The 24,432-nt window shown below is 73.7% G+C and carries 20 protein-coding genes; 12 read left to right on the top strand and 8 right to left on the bottom strand.

The window, feature by feature from the left end; genetic code table 11:
• Positions 1-23 precede the first annotated feature (23 nt).
• The 5 genes from ABZY20_RS01785 to ABZY20_RS01805 all read left to right on the top strand — a co-directional run bounded on the left by ABZY20_RS01785 (position 24) and on the right by ABZY20_RS01805 (position 4,698).
• On the top strand, positions 24-1,265 hold the full coding sequence (locus ABZY20_RS01785; RefSeq protein WP_356435083.1) for an FAD-dependent oxidoreductase: 1,242 nt from the start codon (positions 24-26) through the stop codon (positions 1,263-1,265).
• An 89-nt stretch (positions 1,266-1,354) separates the two neighbouring features.
• A complete protein-coding gene (locus ABZY20_RS01790; protein ID WP_356435086.1) occupies positions 1,355-1,720 on the top strand; it encodes an Rv2175c family DNA-binding protein in 366 nt (121 codons plus the stop codon).
• A 313-nt stretch (positions 1,721-2,033) separates the two neighbouring features.
• Positions 2,034-2,696, top strand: a complete 663-nt coding sequence (gene thiE, locus ABZY20_RS01795; protein WP_356435088.1) for a thiamine phosphate synthase — start codon at positions 2,034-2,036, stop codon at positions 2,694-2,696.
• Between the two features lie 95 nt (positions 2,697-2,791).
• Positions 2,792-3,715, top strand: a complete 924-nt coding sequence (gene metF / locus ABZY20_RS01800; protein WP_356435091.1) for a methylenetetrahydrofolate reductase [NAD(P)H] — start codon at positions 2,792-2,794, stop codon at positions 3,713-3,715.
• A 56-nt stretch (positions 3,716-3,771) separates the two neighbouring features.
• Positions 3,772-4,698: a hypothetical protein gene (locus tag ABZY20_RS01805; protein ID WP_356435094.1), complete on the top strand. Its 927-nt coding sequence runs from the start codon at positions 3,772-3,774 to the stop codon at positions 4,696-4,698.
• A 21-nt stretch (positions 4,699-4,719) separates the two neighbouring features.
• On the opposite strand, the gene ABZY20_RS01810 is transcribed toward ABZY20_RS01805, so the two are convergent.
• From ABZY20_RS01810 to ABZY20_RS01825, 4 genes are all read right to left on the bottom strand, one after another.
• Positions 4,720-6,210, bottom strand: coding sequence for an NAD(P)/FAD-dependent oxidoreductase (locus ABZY20_RS01810; RefSeq protein ID WP_356435097.1), 1,491 nt, complete (start codon positions 6,208-6,210; stop codon positions 4,720-4,722).
• A gap of 558 nt (positions 6,211-6,768) precedes the next feature.
• Entirely contained in the window at positions 6,769-7,398 is a 630-nt protein-coding gene (locus ABZY20_RS01815) for a TetR/AcrR family transcriptional regulator (RefSeq protein WP_356435100.1), read from the bottom strand.
• Positions 7,399-7,478: 80 nt separating this feature from the next.
• Positions 7,479-9,563, bottom strand: a complete 2,085-nt coding sequence (locus ABZY20_RS01820; protein WP_356435102.1) for a YhgE/Pip domain-containing protein — start codon at positions 9,561-9,563, stop codon at positions 7,479-7,481.
• Complete coding sequence (locus ABZY20_RS01825) at positions 9,535-10,461, bottom strand: ATP-binding cassette domain-containing protein (RefSeq protein WP_356435105.1); 927 nt, start codon at positions 10,459-10,461, stop codon at positions 9,535-9,537. The genes ABZY20_RS01820 and ABZY20_RS01825 overlap by 29 nt, the downstream gene beginning before the upstream one ends.
• Before the next feature lie 165 nt (positions 10,462-10,626).
• On the opposite strand from ABZY20_RS01825, the gene ABZY20_RS01830 reads away from it, so the two are divergent.
• The 3 genes from ABZY20_RS01830 to ABZY20_RS01840 all read left to right on the top strand — a co-directional run bounded on the left by ABZY20_RS01830 (position 10,627) and on the right by ABZY20_RS01840 (position 12,886).
• The gene (locus ABZY20_RS01830) at positions 10,627-11,190 is read left to right on the top strand and encodes an SAV_6107 family HEPN domain-containing protein (protein ID WP_356435108.1); all 564 of its coding nucleotides are present in this window, start codon (positions 10,627-10,629) and stop codon (positions 11,188-11,190) included.
• Positions 11,191-11,403: 213 nt separating this feature from the next.
• Entirely contained in the window at positions 11,404-12,210 is an 807-nt protein-coding gene (locus ABZY20_RS01835; protein WP_356435110.1) for a methyltransferase, read from the top strand.
• 277 nt (positions 12,211-12,487) lie between these two features.
• Positions 12,488-12,886, top strand: coding sequence for a DUF3040 domain-containing protein (locus ABZY20_RS01840; protein ID WP_356435113.1), 399 nt, complete (start codon positions 12,488-12,490; stop codon positions 12,884-12,886).
• Positions 12,887-13,160: 274 nt separating this feature from the next.
• Here ABZY20_RS01840 and ABZY20_RS01845 read toward each other — a convergent pair whose 3' ends face one another.
• The 4 genes from ABZY20_RS01845 to ABZY20_RS01860 all read right to left on the bottom strand — a co-directional run bounded on the left by ABZY20_RS01845 (position 13,161) and on the right by ABZY20_RS01860 (position 18,865).
• Positions 13,161-15,554: a DUF3488 and transglutaminase-like domain-containing protein gene (locus ABZY20_RS01845; RefSeq protein ID WP_356435115.1), complete on the bottom strand. Its 2,394-nt coding sequence runs from the start codon at positions 15,552-15,554 to the stop codon at positions 13,161-13,163.
• Positions 15,554-16,915 (bottom strand): DUF58 domain-containing protein, encoded by a 1,362-nt coding sequence (locus ABZY20_RS01850; RefSeq protein WP_356435118.1) that lies wholly within the window; start codon positions 16,913-16,915, stop codon positions 15,554-15,556. Before ABZY20_RS01850 ends, ABZY20_RS01845 begins: the two co-directional genes overlap by 1 nt.
• The gene (locus tag ABZY20_RS01855) at positions 16,915-17,931 is read right to left on the bottom strand and encodes a MoxR family ATPase (RefSeq protein WP_356435120.1); all 1,017 of its coding nucleotides are present in this window, start codon (positions 17,929-17,931) and stop codon (positions 16,915-16,917) included. Before ABZY20_RS01855 ends, ABZY20_RS01850 begins: the two co-directional genes overlap by 1 nt.
• A gap of 385 nt (positions 17,932-18,316) precedes the next feature.
• On the bottom strand, positions 18,317-18,865 hold the full coding sequence (locus tag ABZY20_RS01860) for a carbonic anhydrase (RefSeq protein ID WP_356435121.1): 549 nt from the start codon (positions 18,863-18,865) through the stop codon (positions 18,317-18,319).
• Positions 18,866-19,262: 397 nt separating this feature from the next.
• Between ABZY20_RS01860 and rsmH the strand changes: the two genes are divergently transcribed.
• The 4 genes from rsmH (at position 19,263) to ABZY20_RS01880 (ending at position 24,411) form a co-directional block, all read left to right on the top strand.
• Complete coding sequence (rsmH, locus tag ABZY20_RS01865) at positions 19,263-20,261, top strand: 16S rRNA (cytosine(1402)-N(4))-methyltransferase RsmH (RefSeq protein ID WP_356435123.1); 999 nt, start codon at positions 19,263-19,265, stop codon at positions 20,259-20,261.
• 35 nt (positions 20,262-20,296) lie between these two features.
• Positions 20,297-20,746 (top strand): septum formation initiator family protein, encoded by a 450-nt coding sequence (locus ABZY20_RS01870; protein ID WP_356435126.1) that lies wholly within the window; start codon positions 20,297-20,299, stop codon positions 20,744-20,746.
• Positions 20,747-20,751: 5 nt separating this feature from the next.
• On the top strand, positions 20,752-22,713 hold the full coding sequence (locus tag ABZY20_RS01875) for a penicillin-binding protein 2 (protein WP_356435127.1): 1,962 nt from the start codon (positions 20,752-20,754) through the stop codon (positions 22,711-22,713).
• Positions 22,714-22,890: 177 nt separating this feature from the next.
• Entirely contained in the window at positions 22,891-24,411 is a 1,521-nt protein-coding gene (locus tag ABZY20_RS01880; protein WP_356435129.1) for a UDP-N-acetylmuramoyl-L-alanyl-D-glutamate--2,6-diaminopimelate ligase, read from the top strand.
• The last annotated feature ends 21 nt before the right edge of the window (positions 24,412-24,432 follow it).

A 24,432-nucleotide genomic window follows, 5' to 3' on the forward strand; every position in this document is an offset into this window, starting at 1 on the left:
TGTCAGTTGTCTATGGTGATCAGGTGAGCGAGCAGACGCAGGAACCAGGGTCCTCCGCGCCGCGGCGCGTGGTCGTGGCGGGCGCGGGCATGGCCGGGGTGCAGACCGCGGTCGCCCTGCGCGAACGGGGCTTCGCCGGCGACGTGGTCCTGATCGGCGCCGAGTCCCACCAGCCCTACGACCGGCCGCCGTTGTCCAAGGCCGTCCTGCTCGGCAAGTCCGAGGGCTCCGCCTTCGACGTCGACTTCGCGGCCCTCGGCATCGAACTGCGGCTGGGCAGCGAGGTGCTGGGCCTGCGCCCCGGCGACCACGAGCTGGACACCCGCGACGGGCCCGTGCCCTACGACGTCCTGGTCGCCGCCACCGGGGCCGAGCCGGTCCGGCTGCCCGGCTCCGAGGACATGCCGGGCGTGCACCTGCTGCGCACCCTGGACGACGCCCAGCGGCTGCGGCCGGTGCTCGCCGCGCAGGGCGGCATCGTGGTCGTCGGGGCGGGCTGGATCGGCGCGGAGTTCGCCACGGCCGCCCGGGAGGCGGGCTGCGCGGTGACCGTCGTGGAGGCCGCCGGCCGGCCGCTGGCCGGGGCGCTGCCCGCCGAGGTCGCGGCCCCGATGGCCGGCTGGTACGCCGACGCGGGCGCGGTGCTGCGGACGCACGCGCGCGTGGAGCGCGTCGAGCCCGGCGCGGTGTACCTGGACGACGGCTCGCGGCTGCCCGCGGACGCGGTCGTCGTCGGCATCGGCGCCCGTCCCGCGACGGGCTGGCTGGCCGGGTCCGGTGTCGAGCTGGGCGCGCACGGCGAGATCGTGGCCGACGAGCACCTGCGCGCGTCCGTGCCGGACGTGTACGCGGTCGGCGACTGCGCCTCCTTCCCCTCGGGCCGCTACGGCGAGCGCCTGCTGGTGCACCACTGGGACAACGCCCTGCAGGGGCCGCGCACGGTCGCCGTGAACATCGCGGGCCGGGCCACCGGGGAGACCCCGGCGGTCTACGACCCGGTGCCGTACTTCTGGTCCGAGCAGTTCGGGCGGTTCGTGCAGTACGCCGGGCACCACGCGGGTGCGGACCGGACGCTGTGGCGGGGCGACCCGTCGGGCCCGGCCTGGACGGTCTGCTGGCTGCGCGGCGCACGGCTGGTCGCCCTGCTGGCGGTGGGCCGGCCACGGGACCTGGCGCAGGGCCGGCGCCTGATCGAGTCGGGCACGCCGATGAACCCGGTGCTGCTGGCGGACCCGGCAAGACCCCTGAAGGCGGCCGCGGCGTAGGGCTGCGGAGCCCGGATCGGCCCCGCGCGTTGGCCCGAGTGGACCGGGTCGGTTTCCGACTGTCAGTGGCGGATGGCAGGCTTGTTTCCGTGACCGAGATTGACGCAAAGATCGATGCTCTCGTCCCCGCCTGGCTCACGCTCCCCGACATCGCCGAGATGCTCGGCGTCGAGGTGACGCGCGTCCGGCAGCTGGTCAAGGAGGGCCAGCTCATCGCCGTACGCCGCGGTGAGAACCGCGCGCTGCACGTCCCCGCCGCCTTCATCGACGGGGACAAGGTCGTCAAGGGCCTGTCCGGGACCCTGACGCTCCTGCGGGACGACGGCTTCACGGTCGAAGAGATGCTGGAGTGGCTCTTCACTCCCGACCCCAGCCTGCCCGGCACCCCCGCGCAGGCCCTGAGTGAGAATCGCGGCACGGAGGTGAAGCGCCGCGCCCAGGCGCTCGCTGTCTGACCCGACCTCGACGACCGACAACCGCCCGGTGCCGCGTGCGCGGAACCGGGCCCGAACGACCCCCCGGTGTGGGGCCGTGGCCCACGCGGGCCACGGCCCGGGGGCGGGCCGTGCCTTTCCCAGCCATGCCCTTTCCCGGGCCGTGCCCCGTCCGGGGAGCAGGCGTGGAGCGGGCGTAAGGTGCCCGGGGCGGCCGCAGCGGCACCGGGGCGCATCCGCGCGGCACGCCACCTGCCCGAGCGGCGCGGCCGCCGGGCATGCCGACGATCCGAGCGGGCGCACCCGTGCGCCACCGAACACCCAGGGGGACCCCATGCCCGGCACCGCCGCCACCGCCGCCCGAGCCCGCCTCGCCGACGCCCGGGTCTACCTCTGCACGGACGCCCGCAAGCGGCAGGGCGACCTCGCCGCGTTCCTGGACGCCGTGCTGGCGGGCGGGGTGGACATCGTGCAGCTGCGCGACAAGGGCATGGAGGCGGCCGAGGAGCTGGAGCACCTGGCCGTCCTCGCCGACGCCTGCGCCCGGCACGGCAAGCTGCTCGCGGTCAACGACCGCGCGGACGTCGCCCACGCCGCCGGCGCCGACGTGCTGCACCTCGGCCAGGGAGACCTGCCGGTTCCCGCGGCGCGGGCGATCCTCGGCGACGACGTCCTGATCGGCCGCTCCACCCACGCCGGGCCGGAGGCCGCCGCGGCCGCCGCCCAGGAGGGCGTGGACTACTTCTGCACCGGCCCCTGCTGGCCCACCCCCACCAAGCCCGGCCGCCACGCCCCCGGCCTGGACCTCGTCCGGTACACCGCCGCCCTCGGCACCGACCGCCCCTGGTTCGCCATCGGCGGCATCGACCTCGGCAACCTCGACCAGGTCCTGGAGGCGGGCGCCCGGCGCGTCGTCGTCGTACGGGCGATCACCGAGGCCGACGACCCCGGCGCGGCGGCGGCCGCCTTCGCCGCGCGGGTGCGGGAGGCGTCCTGACGACGGATTGTCCAAGGGGTGGACAACAAGTGGACAAACAGGGCAATTGTCGGCGCCCGGTTGGGGGACGGACCACCCCTGGCTAACCTGCCCGTATGGCCCTCGGCACCGCATCCGTCAGATCGGACCACGCGCGCACCGTCCGCGACATGCTCGCGACCGGCAAGACGACGTACTCGTTCGAGTTCTACGCCCCGAAGACCCCGAAGGGCGAGCGGATGCTGTGGAACGCGCTGCGGCGCGTGGAGGCGGTCGCGCCCGACTTCGTCTCCGTGACCTACGGCGCCGGCGGCTCCACCCGCGCGGGCACCGTCAAGGCCACCGAGGCGATCGCCTCCGACACCACCCTCACGCCGATCGCCCACCTCACCGCCGTCGACCACTCGGTGGCCGACCTGCGCAACATCATCGGCCAGTACGCCGACGCCGGGATCCGCAACATGCTCGCCCTGCGCGGCGACCCGCCCGGCGACCCGATGGGCGAGTGGGTGCCGCACCCGCGCGGCCTGGCGTACGCCGCCGAACTCGTCGAGCTGATCAAGGCCTCCGGCGACTTCTGCGTCGGCGTCGCCGCCTTCCCCGCCATGCACCCGCGGTCCACCGACTGGGACACCGACGTCCGCCACTTCGTCGACAAGTGCCGCGCGGGCGCGGACTACGCCATCACGCAGATGTTCTTCCAGCCGGAGGACTACCTGCGGCTGCGCGACCGCGTCTCGGCCGCCGGCTGCGACACCCCGATCATCCCCGAGGTCATGCCGATCGCCAGCGTGAAGACGCTGCAGCGGATCGGCTCCCTCACCAACGCCGCGTTCCCGGCCGCCCTGAAAGAGCGGATCCTCACAGCGCAGGACGATCCGGCCGCTGTACGCTCCATTGGCATCGAATTCGCCACGGAGTTCTGCGCGCGGCTGCTCGCCGAGGGAGTACCCGGCTTGCACTTCATCACGCTCAACAACTCCACGGCGACCCTGGAGATCTACGAGAACCTGGGCCTGCACCACCCACCGCAGGCCTAGACCGTTCGCACCGGTATACGACACACTGCGTAACGGCCACTGGGAGAGGGGCGTACATGGGCTGGACGGTCCTCTACATCGCGTTCGGCATCGTCGCGCTGTGGCTGCTGGGCGAGGTGCTCCTGCAGTACAAGGCGCGGCTGCGCTGGCGGCTGCTGGCCTTCGGCGGTTTCCTCGGCGTCGTCGTCGGCGTCCTGATCTCCCAGGTCGTGGTGATCGGCCTGGGCGCCGCCGCGTTCGCGGTCGGGCAGACCTACGTCACCCTCTCGTTCCGCAGCGGCTTCTCCGCGGGCTGGGCGATGAACGCGCCCGCGCTGGGCGGCAGCAAGCGCCGCCGCGCCGAGCGCGGCCGCCAGGAGCCGACACTGGAGGTCTCCGGCCTGGAGGCCGCCGACGACGGCTACGACGACGAGGGCGCGGACCACCGCCGCGACAGCGCCGGCTACGGCCAGGACGACGACTACGACCGCGACGACGTCTTCACCCCGGCGCGCCCCGGCGCGGCCGCCGAGTCCACCGCCGTCTACGCCCCGCAGCCCCTGCCCGAGGACACCGGCTCCTACGGCGTCTACGGCGACACCGGCTACCAGGGCCAGTCCCAGGACCAGTACGCCGCCCAGGGCGACCAGTCCTACGCCTACGACTACTCCGGCTACGGCCAGCAGCAGTCCTACGACGCCACGGGCCAGCAGCAGTACGCCGCCTACTCCGACCCGTACATCGGCTCGTCGGCCTACGGCGGCACCTCGTACGACACCGGCTACGGCGACCAGCAGTACTACGGCCAGCAGGGCTACCCGCAGCAGGACCAGTACGCCGGGACGTACGGCGGCGAGACCGCCCCGCCCGACGGCGTGTGGGTACCGCAGCAGCGCAGCACCGACGAGTACGGGCAGGAACTCCCGCCCGAGCAGGCCTACCCCTACCAGGGCGGTCAGCAGCAGCCGCAGGGCAACGGCTTCGACGAGCAGTACCGTTTCTGAACCGCTCCGCTCACCGGCCGGTCACTGCGAGCCCCGGAAGTCCGGGCCCTCCACGATCAGCCCCGCCACCAGCGCGCCCGACATGCCGGCGTGCGGCAGCCCGCCCCCCGGATGCGCCCAGCCGCCGACGGTGAACAGGCCGGGCACACGCGTGGTGCCGGACGGATGCAGCAGCCGCCCCCCGGCCGCGGCCAGCGCCGGTACGGGCACCGCGCCGCCCTCCGCGCCCGTGGACTCGGCGATGTCGGCGGGGGTGCGCACCTCGTGCCACAGCAGACGGTCGCGCAGGTCCGGCACGGCGCGTCCGGCGACGGCGATCACGCGGGCGGCGAGGTCGTCCCAGGGCAGGTCCGGCCGCGCGGGCACCACCGTCGACAGCGTGACCGCCTCATGGCCCTCGGGGGCCGGCCGCGGGTCGTCGGGCCGCAGCACCGTGACCGTGGGCTCGGCGCCGGGCGCCGCCGCGGAGAACAGGGCGTCCAGCTCCGCCTCGCGGTCGGGCGTGTGCACCACCGTGCGGTGCGCGGTGCCCTCGGGACGGGAGCCGCGCAGGGCGAGCAGCACCGTCAGCCGGGCGGCCGCGGCGGGCTGCGGCGGCACCTCGCCCCCGCCGCGCAGCACCTGGCCCGCCGTCAGCCGGTCCAGGGTGCCGGGTGCCACACCGGCGACCACGACGTCCGCCTCCGCGACCGCCCCGTCGGCCAGCTCGATCCCCGACACGCGGCCGTCCTTCTCCAGCACACCGGTGACGTCGGCGCCGAAGTGGAACTCGACCCTGCGGGCCAGGCACCGCTCGTACACCGCGCGCGCCAGCTCGCGCAGACCGCCGCGCACGTACCACGTGCCGAAGGCGTGCTCCATGTACGGCAGCACGGCGGCGCTCGCCGGGGCCGTCCGGGGGTCGAGGCCCCAGGCGAGGGCGTGGCTCTCCAGCAGCGCCGCCAGGCGCGGGTCGCGCAGCTCCCAGGCGCCGATCTCCGCCAGGGTGCCGGCCCGGCGCGTACGCAGCAGCCGCTTGTGGGGCACCGCCGGGTAGGGCTCGCGCTCGGCCAGCACCCGCCAGTTCGGCCAGAGCGGCTCCTCCAGCAGCGGGCGCCGGGTACGGTCCCACGCCTCGCGGGCCCGGACCAGGAAGTCGCCCCAGCGCGCGCCCGCGCCCGCGCCGAGCGCCTCGTCCAGGGCGGCGACCACGCCCGCGCGGGAGGCGTTCGGCAGCGAGACGGCGGTGCCGTCCGCGAACACGTGCCGCGACGACGGGTCCGCCTGGACCAGCTCGACGCACGCCTCCAGCGGCTCCTTGCCGGTCTTGACGAACAGGTCGCGGTAGACGGCGGGCAGCGGGAGCAGCCCCGGGCCCGTGTCGAAGGAGAACCCGTCGCGCTCGAAGCGGCGCAGCGCCCCGCCGTACGTGTCCGTCCGCTCGTACACCGCCACCCGGTGGCCCGCGACGGCCAGCCGGGCGGCGGCCGCCAGTGCGCCCATCCCGGCGCCGATCACCGCAATCCGTGCCATGCCAGGGACTTTATCCGCCGCCACCGGCAGCCCTCGCCGGGAGTCCTCGCGGGGAGGAGTCCTCGCCGGGAGGAGTCCTCGTCGGCGGTCCCCGGCGGCGGTCCTCCGAGTACGGGCGCGCAGGCGTTTCGTGACCAGGCGGCGGAGCGCTCTGGGGCCGGGTGCGCAGGACTGAGTACGTGTACCTAGTGGGGGAGTTGAGTACGCGCGCGGATGGGGCGGGACCTGCGCGAACGAGAGAGTGGAGCCACGGAGAGGGGCACGGCTCCGGCACCGGCGACACGGGGCGCCGGAACGGAGCCGGCCCGCGATCCGCTCCTTCCGCCGACGTGTCGGCGGGAGCGAGGCACGGGGGAGAAACCGGGGGACGACCGCAACGGGGGTCCTGCGGGGGTTCCACGGGGGAGCAGGAGAAAACGGGGGAGCACGGAAGGCGCCGGTTCGGGGTGGCCCGCGGGGGACGCGGCCACACCGGACCGGCGCTTTCGCCTGTGCCGCCGGTCCCGTGCCTCCGACCGCCCCGCCCCGCCCGTCTCGCGGAGCCCGCCCGCTCCGCCGTCAGCGGCAGCCGCTGACCCGTCCCTGGAGCAGCCGGGACAGGGCCGCGTGGACGTCGTCCAGGGAGCGCTCCGGCTGGAAGGACTTCCAGTCCAGCGCGGCCACCAGGACCATGCCGACCAGCGCGGACGCCGTCAGCGGGACGTCGATCTCCTCGCTGAGCTCACCGCCCGCCACGCCGTCGCGCAGCACGTCCTCCACGACCGCGACCGCCTGCTGCCGGACCACCATCAGCGTGGACTGCCAGGTCCGGTTGGTGCGCCACAGCTCGGCCACGTACAGCTGCGTGAAGGCCGGGTAGCGGTCGATGAAGACCAGGCCCGCGCGGATCATCGCGTCCAGGGCGTCGACCTTGCCGCCGCCCTCCCGGGCGGTCCGCTCGGCCGCTTCCCGCAGGGAGGCGGTGAGGAGCCCCACTCCGTGCCGCAGCAGCTCCTCGAAGAGGACGGACTTGCTCGCGAAGTTGTAGTAGACGGTGCCCTTCGCGACCCCGGCACGCTCGGCGATCTCGTCCACGGTCGTGGCGGAGAACCCCTGCTCGGCGATGAGCGTGACGGCCGCCTCGTAGAGCTTCTGCCGGGTGGCCTCGCGGCGCGTGCTGCCGCCCGACGCGGCACTGCTGCTTTCCATGGCCCCGATTGTCACAGGAACCTTTCCGGGAGAAGTGACGGACGGGCTCACAGGGACCCTTCCGCGAGGTGCGGCGGGGCTCACAGGCTCAGCTCCGGGTGCAGCCGGTCCAGCGTCCACACCTCGCGCCGGCGGGCCGCCAGGGCGGTCAGCGCCAGGGCGCCCGCGGTGAACGCCGTCAGCACCACGCACGCGTGCCACACCGGTTCCAGACCGCCGCCCGTGATGAGCCTCCTGAGGGCCTCGACGACGTAGCTCATCGGCAGGAAGGGATGCAGCGCGTTGAAGAAGCCGGGGCTGGTCTGCACCGGGTACGTGCCGCCCGCCGAGGTCAGCTGGAGCATCAGCAGCGCGAGGACGAGGATCCGCCCCGCCGCCCCGAAGCGGGCGTTCAGCCACTGCACGATCGCCGCGAAGCACGCGGTCACCAGGAACAGGAAGCCCACCGTCCCCGCCGCACGCGCCATCTCCAGACCGACCGCCCAGTGCAGCACCGACATCAGCGCCACCGTCTGCAGCACCCCGATCGCCACCACCGGCAGCCAGCCCGCCAGCGCGATCCGCCACGCCGGGGCGCCCGCGGCCAGCGCGCGCCGGTTCATCGGCGTGATCAGCATGTACGCCACCATCGCGCCCACCCACAGCGACAGCGGGATGAAGTACGGGGCGAAGCCGGTGCCGTAGTTCGGGGCCTTGTGCAGGTCGTGGGAGGCCAGCCGCACGGGGTCGGCCATGACCTGGGTGCGCCGGTCGCGCTCCTGCTCGTCGTAGTCGGGGATCTTCTCCGCCCCGTCGTGCAGGCCGCCGGCGAGCTTGCCCGAGCCGCCGACGAGCTTGAAGATGCCGCCGTTGAGGTCGTCCGCGCCCGTCTTCAGCTCACCGACGCCCTTGTTCAGGTCGATCGCACCGGTCTTCGCCTTGCCGAGTCCCACGTGCAGCTTCTTCGCGCCGGCGGCGACCTTGCCCGCCCCGTCGTTCAGCTTGTTGATCTTCTTGACGGCGTCGTCGAGGTCCTCGGAGAGGTGCGGCGCGCGGTCGGCGAGCGCCTGGGACCGCTTCTGCAGGACGGCGAGGTTCTTGTCGAGCGTCTCCAGGTCGCCGTCCTGGTCCGCGATCAGCGTGTTGAGGTCGTCGGCGATGAGCGTCACGTCGGCGGCCGCGTCCTTGGCCTTCTTCAGGTCGGCGCAGGCGGCGTCGGGCAGCACGGGGTCCGCGCAGCGCCGGGCGTGGACGTCGGCCAGCGTGCCGGACGCCGCGCGGACGTCCTTGGCGGCGGTCGGGGCCGTCTTCACCAGGGTGTCCAGGTGCTTGCGGATCACCCCGGAGGTGTCGGCGACGAGCTGGGCCGAGTCCCCGATGCTCTTCTCGTTGTCCTTCAGGAAGGGACCGACCTTGGCCGCCGTGCCGTCGACCTTGTCCGCGAGCTGCTGCGTGCCGTCCGCGACGCCCTTCGCCCCGGTCTCCAGGGCGCCCGCACCCCGGGTGAGCTTCGTCAGGACCGTGGAGAGCCTGCCGCTGCCGTCCTTGGCGTTCCGCAGGCCGTCCGCGAGGTCCTTGGAGCCCTTCTCGGCCTTCCCGATGCCGCCCTTGAGCTTGTCGGCGCCCTCGGCGGCCTCCACGGTCTTGCCGTGGATGTCGGAGAACGACACGAAGATCCTGTCCAGGAAGGACCGGGAGGTCTTCGTCGACGCGGCCTGCCGCACCTCGCCGAAGACCGTCCGCGAGATCTGCCCGACGATGTAGTTGTTCGCGTCGTTGGTGCGCACCTGCAGGGCGCCGGTCTCCGGGGACGATCCCGAGCTGGAGGCGATGCGCTCGCTGAAGTCGGCGGGCATGGTGAGCGACAGGTAGTAGGTGCCGTCCTCGACGCCCCTGCGGGCCTCGGCGGCGCTCACCTCCCGCCAGTCGAAGGTCTTGCTGTCGCGCAGCCGCTCCGTGATGTCGTCGCCCGCCGTGACCTTCTTCCCGTCGGCGGTCGCCCCCCTGTCGTCGTTCACGAGCGCCACGGGGATCCGGTCCAGCCGGCTGTACGGGTCCCAGAACGACCACAGGTACAGCGCGCCGTACAGCAGGGGCAGCACCAGCAGCGCCACCAGCGCGGCGCGCGGCAGCTTGCCCCGGCCGAAGCGGCGGAGCTCAAGCGCGGCCAGTCTCGGCGATCGCATCGGCCTTCTCCTCTCGCTGGTCGGTGGCGCCGTCGCGCTGGTCGGTGGCGCCGTCGGTGGTGGTCCGGGCGCCGGGGGCGGTCTCGCCGGGGGCTTCGCCGCCGTCGGCGGTCCGGGCGCCGCGGTCGTCCCCGCCGCCTTGACCGGTTCGGTCGCCCTCATCGCCCTGGCCGCCCTGGCCGCCCTGTGTGGACACCCGGACGGCGTCCTCGGGGGCCTCGCTGCACACGGCCACGACCGTCGTCCCGGCCCGCGCGAGGGACCTGAGCAGGGCCCACGCCTCGGTGCGCTCGCCGTCCGAGAGCTTCAGGTCGGTGTCGTCGACGCCGAGCAGCCGCGGCCTGCCGATGAGCGCCAGGGCGATCGACAGCCGCAGGGCCTCCAGCCGCTCCAGATCGCGTACGGCGGTGCGCGGCCCCTTGGGCAGCGCCTCCAGGTCGAGTCCGGCGGCGGCCAGCGCCTCGTCGACGAGCTGCCCGGACGCGGCCGCCCGCTCGGCGCGGGGCCGCAGCAGCGCGCGCAGGGAGTCCCCGAACCGGCGCTGCAGCAGAGCCCGTTCGCGCAGGTGCTCCCCGACGGTCAGGGCCGGGTCGAGGTCGGTGACCCCCGGGACGTGCGCCAGCGCGCTGATCCGCCGTACCGCCGACAGGTGTTTCGGCAGTCCGACGGCGCCCACCGTCGCCGTGCCCTCCGTGATCTTCATCCGGCCCGTCAGTGCGAGCAGCAGGCACGTCCGGCCTGAGCCGGACGGTCCCTCCACCGCGACGAGCGATCCCGGCCCGGCGTCGACGGAGATCCCGCGGACCGCCCATCCCCTGGGCCCCTTGATCCCGAGGCCCTCGGCGACGATCCGCACCCCTCCCAACGGTTCCCCCACGAGTCTCCCCTGTGTGTGCATGTGTACGGCATATTTAAACTGACTGGTCAGTGCAAAAACTACTCCGAACCTACGAGCGAGGCAAAACCGCAGGTCAGATCGGATTGTCAGTGCCATACCTCACGATGGGTCACATACGGCACTCCGTAACGGACATGCCGTCACACAGACGACAGGAGGTTCGTCATGGCCAGCTACCACGCAGCAGCCGCCCGCCGGCGCCGCGCCACCGGCCCTGCCCCCTCACTGACCGGCCCGGCGAGCGACGTCCACCCCGTGCTGCGCAGGGCGGCGGCCCCGCCCGCGGCCCTCGACCTGCTCGCCCAGGCCCGCGCGGGCCTCGACGAGGCCACCGTCCTGGAGACCCCCAACGAGCGCTACGCGACGGCCCATCTCGCCGCCCTGCGCACCGCCGCCGCCGTGCTCGCCGCCCGGGGGCGGCCGGAGACCTCGTCCCGGGCCCGGGCCAGGATCCGGAGCGCCTGGGAAGTGCTCCCCGAGATCGCGCCCGAACTGACCGAGTGGAGCGCGCTGTTCGCCGCCGGCGCCCGGCGCCGCGCCCGGGCCGAGGCGGGCATCCAGGGCGCGGCGACCAGCCGGGACGCCGACGACCTGATACGGGACGTGGCCATGTTCCTGCGCCTCGTCGAGCGCATGCTCGTCCTCCAGCCGGTCCTTCCCCAGCCGCGGGCGGACCACGACCGGCCGGAGGGGCCCGGACCGGGACGCGACATGCCGGACGCGGGCTGAGGCGCCCCGGCGGGACGGCCGCCGCTCCGGTCCGCGCCGGATGCCCGCCTGGGCGGGTGCACGGCGGGCCGGTACCGGTCATACGGGTCCGCCCGCCCGAGGCAATAGGGTGGGGGACGCCTGAAGTCTTCCCACCTCCTGCGCCAGGACCGGGAAGGCAGCCCGTTCGCTCCGCCGCGCAAGAGGCGGTGCCCCGCCGAGGAGTCAACTGCCGTGTCGGACCCGATGCGACCCCGCGCCTCACTCCGTACCGCCGTGGTCTGGGAGGTCCTCCAGGACGCCCTGGACCGCCGCGTCAAGGCCACGGGCCGGGAGTCGCTGGACGTGCTCGACACCGGAGGCGGCAGCGGCAAGTTCGCGGTGCCCGTCGCCCGGCTCGGCCACCGTGTCACCGTCGTCGACCCCAGCCCCAACGCGCTCTTCGCCCTGGAGCGCCGCGCCGCCGAGGCCGGTGTCGCCGACCGGGTCAAGGGCCTGCAGGGCGACGCCCACGGCCTCTTCGACGTGGCCGAGCGCGGCGGCTACGACGTGGTGCTCTGCCACGGCGTCCTGGAGTACGTGGACGACCCGGCCGAGGGCGTCCGCAACGCGGTGGCGGCGCTGCGCCCGGAGGGCGTCCTCAGCCTGCTCGCGGCCGGGCTCGGCGGTGCCGTGCTCTCCCGCGCCCTCGCCGGCCACTTCAAGGAGGCCCGGCACGCCCTCGACGACCCGAACGGCCGATGGGGCACGGGTGACCCCGTCCCGCGCCGCTTCACGGCCGAGCAGCTGACGGATCTGGTCGAGGGTGCGGGCCTGCGCGTCGGCGCCGTGCACGGCGTGCGGGTCTTCGCCGACCTCGTCCCCGGCGTGCTCGTGGACACCGAGCCCGGTGCCCTGGAAGCGCTGCTGAAGCTGGAGGAGGCCGCGGCCGAGCTTCCGGCCTTCCACGCGGTGGCCACCCAGCTCCACGTGCTGGGCGAGACCGGCGGGGCGTCTGGGACGCCTGGGACGAATGAGGCCGATGAGGCCTCCGGGACCTGAGCCGCTCCTGGGGCACCACCGCTGATCAGCGCCTTGGCTGCGCATGGAGTACGCCACAGGCCCCCCGAATGGGGGCTTGGCGCCGTATGATCGAGGGAGACCGTTCCGGCATGACGGGTCGGCCGCCGGGGAATGGAAGCCTCAGCGAGCCGGTGCGTCACGACGGGTTCCGGTTGGCCAATTGGCGCAGAGGGGCGGGTTTCACGGGGGCGATTCCCTGCCTATCCTGAAGAGACCCCCCGGGTCGCCCCGGCGACTGCACGATGAGGAGGACTCCGTGCCGCTCTCGGAGCACGAGCAGCGCATGCTCGAGCAGATGGAGCGAGCGCTGTACGCCGAAGATCCCAAGTTCGCGTCGGCGCTTGAGGGAAGCGGGCTGCGTACGTACACCCGGCGGCGGGTCTACCAGGCGGTCGCGGGCTTCCTCGTAGGTATTGCGCTCCTCATGGCCGGTATGGTCGCCCAGCAGGTCTGGCTCAGCGTCGTGGGCTTCCTCGTCATGCTGGGCTGTGCGGTGCTCGCCGTGACCGGCTGGCGCAAGGCCCCCAAGCCGGGCGAGCAGACAGCCGGCGGGACCGGGCCCCACGCCCGGGGCCAGGGCCGCCAGCGCCGCTCCATGATGGACCGCATCGAACAGCGCTGGCAGAAGCGCCGCGACGAGCAGGGCGGCCATTAGCCCCTCGCGCGAGCTCTCCAGGCCTGTGTGAACACGTTCGTCAGGGGGTGACCACCGACGGTGGTCACCCCCTGACGCATGCCCGCGACCACCCGTGAGCCGCCGCTCGGGCAGCCCCGGCACACTCGCCGGCGTTCTCCCCGGGACCAGCGGGCGCGGCGAAGGCCGGCCGGACGTCCCTCACGCCCGGCCGGCCACAGTCCCGCCGATCTCCCCGCCTGCCGCCGCTCGGCCGCCGCGGCGGCTCTGCCGCCCGTCTCCCGGCCGTGGGCTCTCAGCCCTGCTGCCCCGACGCCTTCCGCCACGTCGGCCGCAACGCCAGCGCCCGCTCCCGCAGCCCCGACCACCAGGCCGACACCGCCCACACCACGCGAACGGTGGAACGCGGGGCGAGCAGCGCGCGGAGCCGGGCGGTCCGGCCGGCCGCGGCGCTCAGCCCGGCCGTCGCGCGGCGGACGTCGTCCGTGAGGCCTGGCGTCAGGCGCGGAGTGGGCGCGTACAGGACCTGCTCCACCGCGTTCGCCACCCGGTGCACCGAGGCCGCCGCCGTCTCGTCGAGCCCGCCCAGGCGGACGATACGGGCCGCCGTACTCCGCGGGGTCCGGGACTCGTCCGGCGCGATGCCGAAGTCCCACGCCGTGTCGGTCAGCTCCCGCCAGACGGCCAGCGTGTGCGGTGCCGCGTCCCCCTCGCCGCGGCCGTGCGCGCCCAGCCGTACCGAGCGGGTCCGCAGCCGCCACAGCATCGGCGCCAGCGGGAGCGCCGACACGGCGAGACCGGCCAGCGCCCACGCCAGCAGCGCGTACCACTTGGGGCCGCCGTCGTCCGTGGGGAGCGCCGCCTGCGGAGACTCGCTGGCGCAGCCGCCGTCCAGCCTCTTCTGCTCCGGCGTGCAGCCCTCGCTCCGCGAAGGGGCCGCGGACGGGGCGGAGGACGCCGACTCCGAGGGACGCGCCGCCTCGGGTGCCGAGCTGTCCGGGGTGTCCGGCAGCGTGTACCGGGGCACCGAGCCGCGGTTGGGCGTCGGCTCGAAGCGGGTCCAGCCCACGCCCTCGAAGTACAGCTCGGGCCAGGCGTGCGCGTCCCGCAGCCCGACCGACACCGAGCCGTCCGCCTGCGGGGAACCGGGCGCGAAGCCCACCGCGACCCGGGCCGGTATGCCCAGGGAGCGGGCCATCGACGCCATGGCGAAGGAGAAGTGCACGCAGAAGCCCTCCTTGTCCCGCAGGAAGCGGGCGATCGCCTGCGACCCGCTGCCGACCTGCACCTGCGTGTCGTACTCGAAGCCGCCGGTCACGGCGAACCAGTCCTGCAGCTTGACCGCCTGGTCGTACGGGTTGGCGGCCCCCGAGGTGACCTGGCGGGCCGTGCGGGCCACCGCCGCCGGCAGCGAGTCGGGCAGCTCCGTGAAGTCCCGCACGACGTCCTCGGGCGGCGGCCCCGCCGAGGCAAGCTGCTTCGCCGTCGGCTGTATGTCCAGGCTCGAGACCCGGTAGGTCAGCCCGCGGGTGTTCTGGCCGTGGTCGCCGACCAGGGTCATGCCCACGGGCTCGTAGCGCCAGTTGCCCGGGATCCGCACGCCGCTCGGCGGGTACGGCATGGGCAGCCAGTCCTGGGCGTACCAGTCGGCCGCCGAGATCGTGGTGTCGACCTCCGCGCGCTTCACCTCGGGGCCGAGGCCGCCCGGGGGCGGGAACGTGCCGTCCGGGACGGCCGTGATGGAGCGGCGGGACGGCTTCCACGTGGTGCCGTCGAAGTCGTCCAGGGACACGATCCGCAGGTACAGGTCCGAGACGTCCGGCATCTTCGTCCTCACGGACAACACCTGCCGGTCCTCCTCCGCGTTGAGGTTGTCCCGCAGCGACACCAGCGGGTTCACGGCGGAGATCGTGCCGCCGCCGCCCGCGCCGGTGCCCGCGCCCGCCCCCACCGAGTCCAGCAGGCCGCCGTTCATCGCGGGCAGGCCGAGGGGCACCACCAAGGCGATGCCCAGCGCGACCACGCCGATGCGCCGGCCCGTGCGGACCGGGGCGCGCGCGCCGCCGTGCTCCCCGCCCGCCGTGCGCGGAGCACCGCCGAAGACGCGGCCCCACTGCGAGAGCCGGTCCCGTCCCTCGGCCAGCAGCAGCATCAGGTAGCCGGCCGCCGCGATCACGAACCACAGCCAGTCCGAGCCCCCGTCGGACAGTCCCGCCGCCACCGAGTACAGCGCCAGCAGCGGCAGCCCGGCCGGGGCGGCGCTGCGGAAGGTCACCGCGAGGGTGTCCACCAGCAGCCCGATGACCAGCACCCCGCCGATGAGCATCAGCCGGATGCCGTCGGACTCCAGGGGCGCCGGGATCGCGTACCGCGCTATGTCCTCCCCGCCCTGCTGCAGCAGCAGCGCGAAGCGGTCGAGAGTCTGCGGGCCGGGGACGAACCCGGCCAGGGCCTGCTCACGGGCGAACACGAACGTCAGCATCGCGACGGTGACCACGGCCTGCGCCGCCACCGTCAGCGGGCGGGCCAGCGGCACCCGGCGGGCCGCTGCGCCCACGCCGGCCTGCACGGCCAGCAGGAAGGCCGCCTGCACGATCCAGGTGGCCGGCTCGACGAGGGGCAGCAGGGCACATGCGGCCATCAGCGTGGCCGCCCAGGCGCTCAGGGTCAGTCGTACCCGCCCGCTCATCAGGCTCCCTCCCCGCCGCCCGCGGCGGCCACGCCCCTGCGCTCCCGGTCGGCGAGCCGCCACAGCTCGTCCAGCGAGGCGCCCCGCGGCACGCCGAGGGCCGTCCACCCCGCCTCGCGCAGCAGACGCAGCCGCTCCTCGCCCTCTTCCAACGGACCGGGCACATCGCTCGGTTCCCGCACCCAGGCCGCGCTGTCCAGCACGAAGGCGACCGCTCCGGAGCTGCGCCGGCGCATCCGGGCCACCACGGCCGCCTGCTCCTCGTCCAGGTCGCCGAGGAACGCCACCAGCAGCCCCTCGCCGCCGCCGCGCAGCACGTCGTAGGCCCGGGACAGCCCGGCGCCGTCGGAGTGGTCGATCACCGCGAGGGTGTCCATCATCAGCCCGGCCGCGTCGGCCGTCTCCTGGCTCGCGCCCGCGAAGCCGTCCCCGCCCTCACCGGGCACCACGGTGCCGGTGTCCGTCAACAGCCGCACCGAGAAGCCTCGTTCCAGCATGTGCACCAGTACGGACGCGGCGCCCGCGACGGCCCACTCGAAGGCCGCGTCGGGGCCCGCGCCCTGGAAGGCGATACCCCGGGTGTCGAGCAGCACCGTGCAGCGGGCCCGCTGCGGCTGCTCCTCGCGGCGCACCATCAGCTCGCCGTAGCGGGCCGTGGAGCGCCAGTGCACACGGCGCAGGTCGTCGCCGTAGCGGTAGCCGCGCGGGATCACGTCGTCCTCGCCGGCCAGCGCGAGCGAGCGCTGCCGCCCGTCGCCGTACCCCTTCGCCTCGCCGCTCAGCCGCACCGGCGCCAGCGGCTCCACGCGCGGGATCACCGTCAGGGTGTCGTACGACGAGAAGGAGCGGGTCAGCTCGCACATGCCGAACGGGTCGGTCAGGCGCAGCTGGAGCGGGCCCAGCGGGTAGCGGCCGCGCAGGTCGGAACGGACCCGGTAGGACACCTCGCGCCGGCCGCCCGCCTCCACCCGGTCGAGCACGAAGCGGGGCCGGGGGCCGAGCACGTAGGGCACCCGGTCCTGGAGCATCAGCAGGCCCGTGGGCAGCCGGGAGACGTTGTCCATCCGCAGGTGGACCCGGGCCTCGCTGCCGGCCGGCACGCGCGCGGGGGAGAGGCGGCGGCTGCCCGCGACCCGGTAGCGCGTGCGGTACAGCACCGCCGCGCACACCAGCGGCAGCACCGCCAGCAGCAGGCCCACGCGCAGCAGGTCGCTCTGTCCGAGCACGTAACTGCACACGGCGGCCGCGATGCCGGCGGCCAGGAACGAGCGTCCGCGGGTGGTCAGACCGGCCAGGGCGGTGCGGATGCCGCCCTTCTCGCCCCGGTCGGCCTCCGCCTGCCCCGCCCCCGCGGTGGTCATCACAGCCTCCGCGGCGGATGCGAGGGATACACCGGTGCCGTACGGCCCACGGCGAAGCCGCTCTGCTGTTGCTGCGGTGCCGCCGGGACCGGCGTGCTCCGCAGGATCTCCTCGACGACCTGCTCGGACGTGCGGCGGTTGAGCTGGGCCTGGGCGGTGGGCAGCAGACGGTGGGCCAGGACGGCGACGGCGAGGGCCTGGACGTCGTCCGGCAGCGCGTACTCCCGGCCGCTGAGGGCCGCGGACGCCTTGGCGGCGCGCAGCAGGTGCAGCGTCGCGCGCGGGGAGGCGCCCAGTCTGAGGTCGGGGTGCGTGCGCGTGGCGCCGACCAGGTCCACCGCGTAGCGCCGGACCGGCTCGGCCACGTGCACGCCGCGGACCTCTTCGATCAGCTTGAGGATCTCGTGCGCGTGGGCCACCGGCTGGAGGTCCTCCAGCGGTGAGACGCCGCCGTGCACGTCCAGCATCTGCAGCTCGGCCTCCGGGCTGGGGTAACCGACCGAGACCCGGGCCATGAAGCGGTCGCGCTGGGCCTCGGGCAGCGGGTAGGTGCCCTCCATCTCGACCGGGTTCTGCGTCGCCACCACCATGAACGGGCTGGGCAGCTCGTAGGTCTTGCCGTCGATGGTGACCTGGCGCTCCTCCATCGACTCCAGGAGCGCGGACTGCGTCTTGGGCGAGGCGCGGTTGATCTCGTCGCCGATCACCACCTGCGCGAAGATCGCGCCCGGCTTGAACTCGAAGTCGCGGCGCTGCTGGTCCCAGATGGACACCCCGGTGATGTCGGAGGGCAGCAGGTCGGGCGTGAACTGGATGCGCCGCACCGAGCAGTCGATGGACCGCGCGAGCGCCTTGGCCAGCATCGTCTTGCCGACGCCCGGGACGTCCTCGATCAGCAGATGTCCCTCGGCGAGCAGGACGGTCAGTGAGAGCCGGACGACCTCGGGCTTGCCCTCGATCACGCCTTCCACCGAATCCCGCACGCGCTCCACCACGGCGGTCAGATCATCCCCCACGCTCGAGAAATCTCGGGCGGGGGGACCCCCATGGCTCCCTCGATCGTCATAGGTCGTCACCCGGCCCTCCTCGGCCTTTCCCACACTCCCAGGGAGCACGGGATACCCCATTCTCCCGGGCCGACGCCGCACGACGCGGACCGGCCCACCCCGAACCACGGGCACCACGCGTGAAAAGTTCCGCGTGAGGCCACACCCGCATTCTTGCTGCCGTTACCGATTCGTGTCACTCGACTGTGGACAACTGGCCGCGATATGTCGGTCTTGCGGCCTTTCACGCGTGTGACTGACAGGATGCCGACAGCTTCAGCGGGTGGCCGCGCGGGGTGGACCGCCCACGAACTGCTGGTCAAAGGCGCGGGAGAGCCCCGGCCCGACGTCCCCCTCAGGAGGCCGGGTCGACCTCGCGCAGCAGGCCCGTCCGCACGTCGAACACGAATCCCCGCACATCGTCGGTGTGCGGCACGAACGGGGAGGTGCGCACGCGCTGCATCGACTGCCGCACGTCCTGGTCGACGTCCCGGAAGGACTCCACCGCCCACGCCGGGCGCTGGCCGACCTCGGCCTCGAGCTCGTTGCGGAAGTCCTCGGTGAGGCTCTCCAGACCGCAGCCGGTGTGGTGGATCAGGACCACGCTGCGCGTCCCCAGCTTGCGCTGGCTGATGGTGAGGGAGCGGATCACGTCGTCGGTGACCACGCCGCCCGCGTTGCGGATGGTGTGGCAGTCGCCGAGCTCCAGGCCGAGCGCGGCGTGCAGGTCGAGGCGGGCGTCCATGCAGGCCACGACGGCGACGTGCAGCACGGGACGGGCGTCCATGCCGGGGTCGGTGAAGGCCTGCGCATAACGCTGGTTCGCCTCCACGAGCCGGTCGGTGACGGTGCCGCCGGTGGTCGCGGCGTGAGGGCCAGTGGGAACCGATGCAGAAGTCGTCATAACCATGACGGTACTGGTCACGTCGCTTTTCAGCCCGCTGTGAAAGAGGACAAAGAACGACAACGGGACTTGTAGTGAGGTAACCCACAAGGGGCGTGTGCCGACGGTCGCGACGCGCAGGGCGGTTGATTGACCGGGAGACAGGGTGGACTAAAGTGACGCGAAGCGGGAGACCAGACTCCCCGCTGGACTGATTATCCTCGGAGACCCCGGCGACGACCGGCGATCTCCCCGCGTGCGCGGCGCGTACGTACGGCTCGGCCTCCTCCCGCTCCCGGTCGGCTGACGCTTCCGGCGCCGGCAGGCCTCCCCTTCACCGGGGGTCCCCCAGAAGCTGGGGGAGGGCGGGGACCCGGCGGTGCGTTCGGCCCGCCGGATCTGAGAGGGCCCGAATCACATGGGGCGCGAAGCGCATTCGGTTGAGGGCGGTGGTGGGCGAGAGGGGCAGAGCCGACATGTCCCGGTGATGCTCCAGCGGTGCCTGGACCTGCTGGCACCCGCCCTGGAGGGCCCCGACGCCGTGGTCGTCGACTGCACCCTCGGCCTCGGCGGCCACAGCGAGGCGCTGCTGGAGAGGTTCCCGGACGTCCGCCTGGTCGCGCTCGACCGCGACAAGGAGGCCCTGCGCCTGTCCGGCGAGCGCCTCGCGCCGCACGGCGAGCGCGCCACCCTCGTCCACGCCGTCTACGACGAACTCCCCGAGGTGCTCGACCGGCTCGGCATCGCGCGCGTGCAGGGCGTCCTGTTCGACCTGGGCGTCTCCTCCATGCAGCTGGACGAGGCCGACCGCGGCTTCGCCTACGCCCAGGACGCCCCGCTCGACATGCGCATGGACCAGACGACCGGCGTCAGCGCCGCCGAGGTCCTCAACACCTACCCGCCCGGCGAACTGGTGCGCATCCTGCGGGCGTACGGCGAGGAGAAGCAGGCCAAGCGGATCGTCTCCGCGATCGTGCGCGAGCGGGCCAAGGAGCCGTTCACCACCAGTGCCCGGCTGGTCGAACTCATCCGGGACGCCCTGCCGCAGGCGGCCAAGCGCACCGGCGGCAACCCCGCCAAGCGCACCTTCCAGGCCCTGCGTATCGAGGTCAACGGCGAACTGTCCGTGCTGGAACGGGCGATCCCGGCCGCCGTGAGGACCCTCGCGGTGGGCGGGCGGATCGCGGTGCTGTCCTACCACTCGCTGGAGGACCGGCTCGTCAAGCAGGTGTTCGCCGCGGGCGCCGCCACCACCGCGCCGCCCGGGCTGCCCGTGGTGCCCGAGCGCTACCAGCCGCGGCTCAAGCTCCTCACCCGCGGTGCCGAACTCCCCACCGAGGAGGAGATCGCCGAGAACCGGCGGGCGGCGCCGGCGCGGCTGCGCGGCGCCCAGCGCATCAGGGAGGACGCCGAGTGAGCCACGGGTGGCCGTCTTGGACCGAGGGAGCGTGAGTGAGCAGTAAACCCGAACTGAAGGGGAGGGCGGCCCGTCTCGCGCGGCTCTTCCCGACCGGCCCCGGGCAGGCCGCCCGCACGCCGTTCGTGCTCCTCGTGGTCCTGCTGCTCGGCGGCGGCCTGATCTGCCTCCTGGTGCTGAACTCGGCCCTCAGCGAAGGCGCGTTCAAGCTCGACGACCTCCAGCGCGAGACCAAGAACCTCACCGACGAGGAGCAGGCCCTCCAGCGCGACATCGACGCCTACTCCGCCCCCGAGGCCCTGCAGCGCCGCGCCCGCGAGCTCGGCATGGTCCCCGGCGGCGACCCCGCCTTCCTCATGCCCGACGGCACGGTCAAGGGCGTCCCCAGCCCCGCCCCGGGCGTGCGGCGGACCTCCGGCGACGTCCCCCTGGTCCTCGCCCCCGAGGCCATGCCCGACGGCCCCGTATCGACCCCCGGCAGGTGACGGAAGTGTCCGACAGGCAACCGCCGCGCCGCCGTGTGCCCGGCCCCGCCAGGCCCGCGCGCCCCGACGCCCGCCGCCGGACCGGGCCCGCCGCCCGGCCCGCCCGGCGGCCCGGACCGGGACGGCCGGCCGCACCCAAGCAGCTCCGGCTGGGCAGCCCCCGGCCCCGGCTGCGCCTGATCGGGCTCGCGCTGACCCTGGTCATGATCGCGTTCGTCATCCGGCTGTTCCAGGTGCAGGCCGTCGACGCCGGCACGTACGCCGCGAAGGCCGAGCAGAACCGGTACGTGGGGCAGGTGCTGGCCGCCGACCGGGGCGAGATCACCGACCGCTCCGGCGTGGCGCTGGCGACCAGCGAGGACGCCTACGACATCACCGCCGACCCCACCATGTTCGCCCCCGGCAAGCTGAAGACCGGCGACGGACCCGAGCAGGCGGCCGCCCTCCTCGCGCCGATCCTCGGCCAGGAGCAGGAGACCCTGGTCAAGAAGCTGCGCCCGGAGAACAAGGCGCTGCGGTACGTGAAGCTGGCCTCCCGCCAGACCCCGCAGGTCTGGAAGCAGATCAAGGACCTGAAGTCCGCGCTCGCCAAGAAGGAGGAGACGGACGAGTCCGCGCGCAACGTCCTCGCGGGCGTCTTCTCCGTCGCCACCAGCAAGCGCGTGTACCCCAACGGCGACCTCGCCGCCGGGATACTGGGCTGGGTCAACGGCGAGGGCAAGCCCGGCGGCGGCATCGAGCTGCAGTTGGACAGGCAGCTCGCCGGCAAGGACGGCAAGATCCGCTACGCCCAGTCCGGCGGCCGCCTCGTCCCCACCGCGGGGGGCGCCACCGAGACCCCCGCGGTGCCGGGCAGCGACGTCGAGCTCACCATCGACCGCGACATCCAGTGGGCCGCCCAGAAGGCCATCGCCGACCAGGTGGAGGAGTCCGCGGCCGACCGCGGCTATGTGATCGTCCAGGACACCCGCACCGGCCAGATCCTCGCCATGGCCAACTCGCCCGGCTTCGACCCCAACGACCTGTCCGACGCCGACCCGGCCGCCCTCGGCAACGCGGCCCTGCAGGACGCCTTCGAGCCCGGCTCCACCGCCAAGGTCATGTCGATGGCCGCCGTCCTGGAGGAGAACGCCGCCACCCCGATGACCCATGTCGTCGTGCCCAACCGGCTGCACCGGGGCGACCGGCTGTTCAAGGACGACATCGACCACCCGACCTGGTACCTGACGCTCAACGGCGTCCTGGCCAAGTCCAGCAACATCGGCACCATCCTCGCCACCGGCCAGCTCGGCAAGACGCAGGCCGAAGCCAACAAGGTCCTCTACGACTACCTGCGCCGGTTCGGCCTCGGCGGCTACACCGGCCTGGGCTTCCCCGGCGAGACCAAGGGCATCCTCGCGCCCCCCGACAAGTGGTCCACCTCGCAGCAGTACACGATCCCTTTCGGCCAGGGCGTGTCCATCAACGCCATGCAGGCGGCGTCCGTCTACTCGACCATCGCCAACGGCGGCGTCCGTATCGAGCCCACGCTCGTGCGCGGCGCGAAGGGGCCCGACGGACGCTTCACCCCCGCCCCGAAGCCCGAGAAGACGCGGGTCGTGAGCGCCAAGACGGCGAAGACCCTCGCCCGGATGCTGGAGTCCGTCGTGGACGACGAGGAGGGCACCGGCACCAAGGCGCGCATCCCCGGCTACCGCGTCGCGGGCAAGACGGGCACAGCGAACCGCGTGGATCCGGCCACCGGCAAGTACAGCGGCTACACGTCGTCGTTCGCCGGCTTCGCCCCCGCCGACAAGCCCCGCGTCACCGTCTACTGCGCCATCCAGAACGCCACCCGCGGCAGCTACTTCGGCGGGCAGATCTGCGGCCCCGTCTACAAGAAGGTCATGGAGTTCGCACTGAAGTCCCTCCAGGTCCCGCCGACCGGAGCCGCGCCCGCCAGGCTCCCGGTCACCTTCAAGCGCTGACCGGCCCACCCCGTCGGCACCGAACCAGCCAGGAACCACCTCGTGACAACGATCACCCCCGAGCCCGGGAACCAGAGCAGCCCCCGCCCCTCGCTTCGCCCGGAGGCGGGTACGCCCGGTACGCTCACCGCCGTGCCACACGCTGATCAGTCCCAAACCACCCAGAAGGGCCATCCCGTGACATATCCCGGGCCGCCCAGGCCGGTGCGCGTCTCCGCCACACCCCTCGCGGAACTCGCCGATCAGCTGGGTGCCGCCGCGCCGGACAGCGCCGCCGAGGTCACGGGCATCACCCATGACTCGCGCGCCGTGCGCCCCGGCGACCTGTACGCCGCCCTCCCGGGCGCCCGGCTGCACGGAGCCGACTTCGTCGACCAGGCCGTGGGCCTCGGCGCCGCCGCCGTGCTGACCGACCCGGCCGGCGCCGAGCGCGCCGCCGCGTCCGGACTGCCGGTCCTGGTCGTCGACGACCCCCGCGCGCAGATGGGCGAGCTGGCCGCCACGATCTACGGCCACCCGGGCCGGGACCTGCTCCAGATCGGCATCACCGGCACCTCGGGCAAGACCACCACGGCCTACCTGGTCGAGGGCGGGCTGAAGACGGTCCGGTCGACCGGTCTGATCGGCACGGTCGAGATGCGCATCGGCGACGAGCGCATCAAGTCCGAGCGCACCACGCCCGAAGCCACCGACCTGCAGGCGCTGTTCGCCGTCATGCGCGAGCGCGGCGTCGACGCCGTCGCCATGGAGGTCTCCAGCCACGCCCTGGTCCTCGGCCGGGTCGACGGCTGTGTCTTCGACATCGGCGTCTTCACCAACCTCAGCCCGGAACACATGGAGTTCCACTCCGACATGGAGGACTACTTCCGGGCCAAGGCGCAGCTGTTCACCCCGAAACGGGGCAGACTCGGCGTGGTCAACGTCGACGACGAGTACGGCCGCAGGCTGGCGAACGAGGCCACCGTCCCGGTCGTCACCTACTCCGCCGAGGGCCACCCCGACGCCGACTGGCGCGCCGAGGACGTGCACGTCGGCCGGCTGGACTCGACGTTCACCGTCGTCGGCCCCAAGGGCGAGCGGATCGCCGCCAGGTCGCCGCTGCCGGGCCCCTTCAACGTGGCCAACACCCTCGCCGCGATCGTCGCCCTCGCCGTCGCCGGTCTCGACCCGCAGGCCGCCGCCGACGGTGTCGCCGCCGTACCCGGTGTGCCGGGCCGTCTGGAGCGCGTGGACGCCGGCCAGCCCTACCTCGCGGTCGTCGACTACGCCCACAAGACCGACGCCGTGGAGTCCGTGCTGCGGGCCCTGCGCAAGGTCACCGAGGGCAAGCTGCACATCGTCCTCGGCTGCGGCGGCGACCGCGACACGACCAAGCGCGAGCCCATGGGCGCCGCCGCGGCGCGGCTCGCCGACACGGCCGTGCTGACCTCCGACAACCCCCGCTCCGAGGACCCCCTCGCGATCCTCGCCACGATGCTCCAGGGTGCGGCCTCCGTGCCCGCGCACCACCGCGGCGAGGTCCAGGTCTTCGAGGACCGGGCCGCCGCGATCGCCGCCGCCGTCGCCCGCGCCGAGCCCGGCGACACCGTGCTGGTGGCCGGCAAGGGCCACGAGCAGGGCCAGGACATCGCCGGGGTGGTCCGTCCCTTCGACGACCGCCAGGTGCTCCGCGAAGCCATCCAGAAGACCCAGGGATGAAAATCCAGAAGACCCAGGGGA

The sequence above is a fragment of the Streptomyces sp. NPDC006624 genome, assembly GCF_040611555.1.
In the GTDB taxonomy this organism is placed as follows: Bacteria; Actinomycetota; Actinomycetes; order Streptomycetales; family Streptomycetaceae; genus Streptomyces.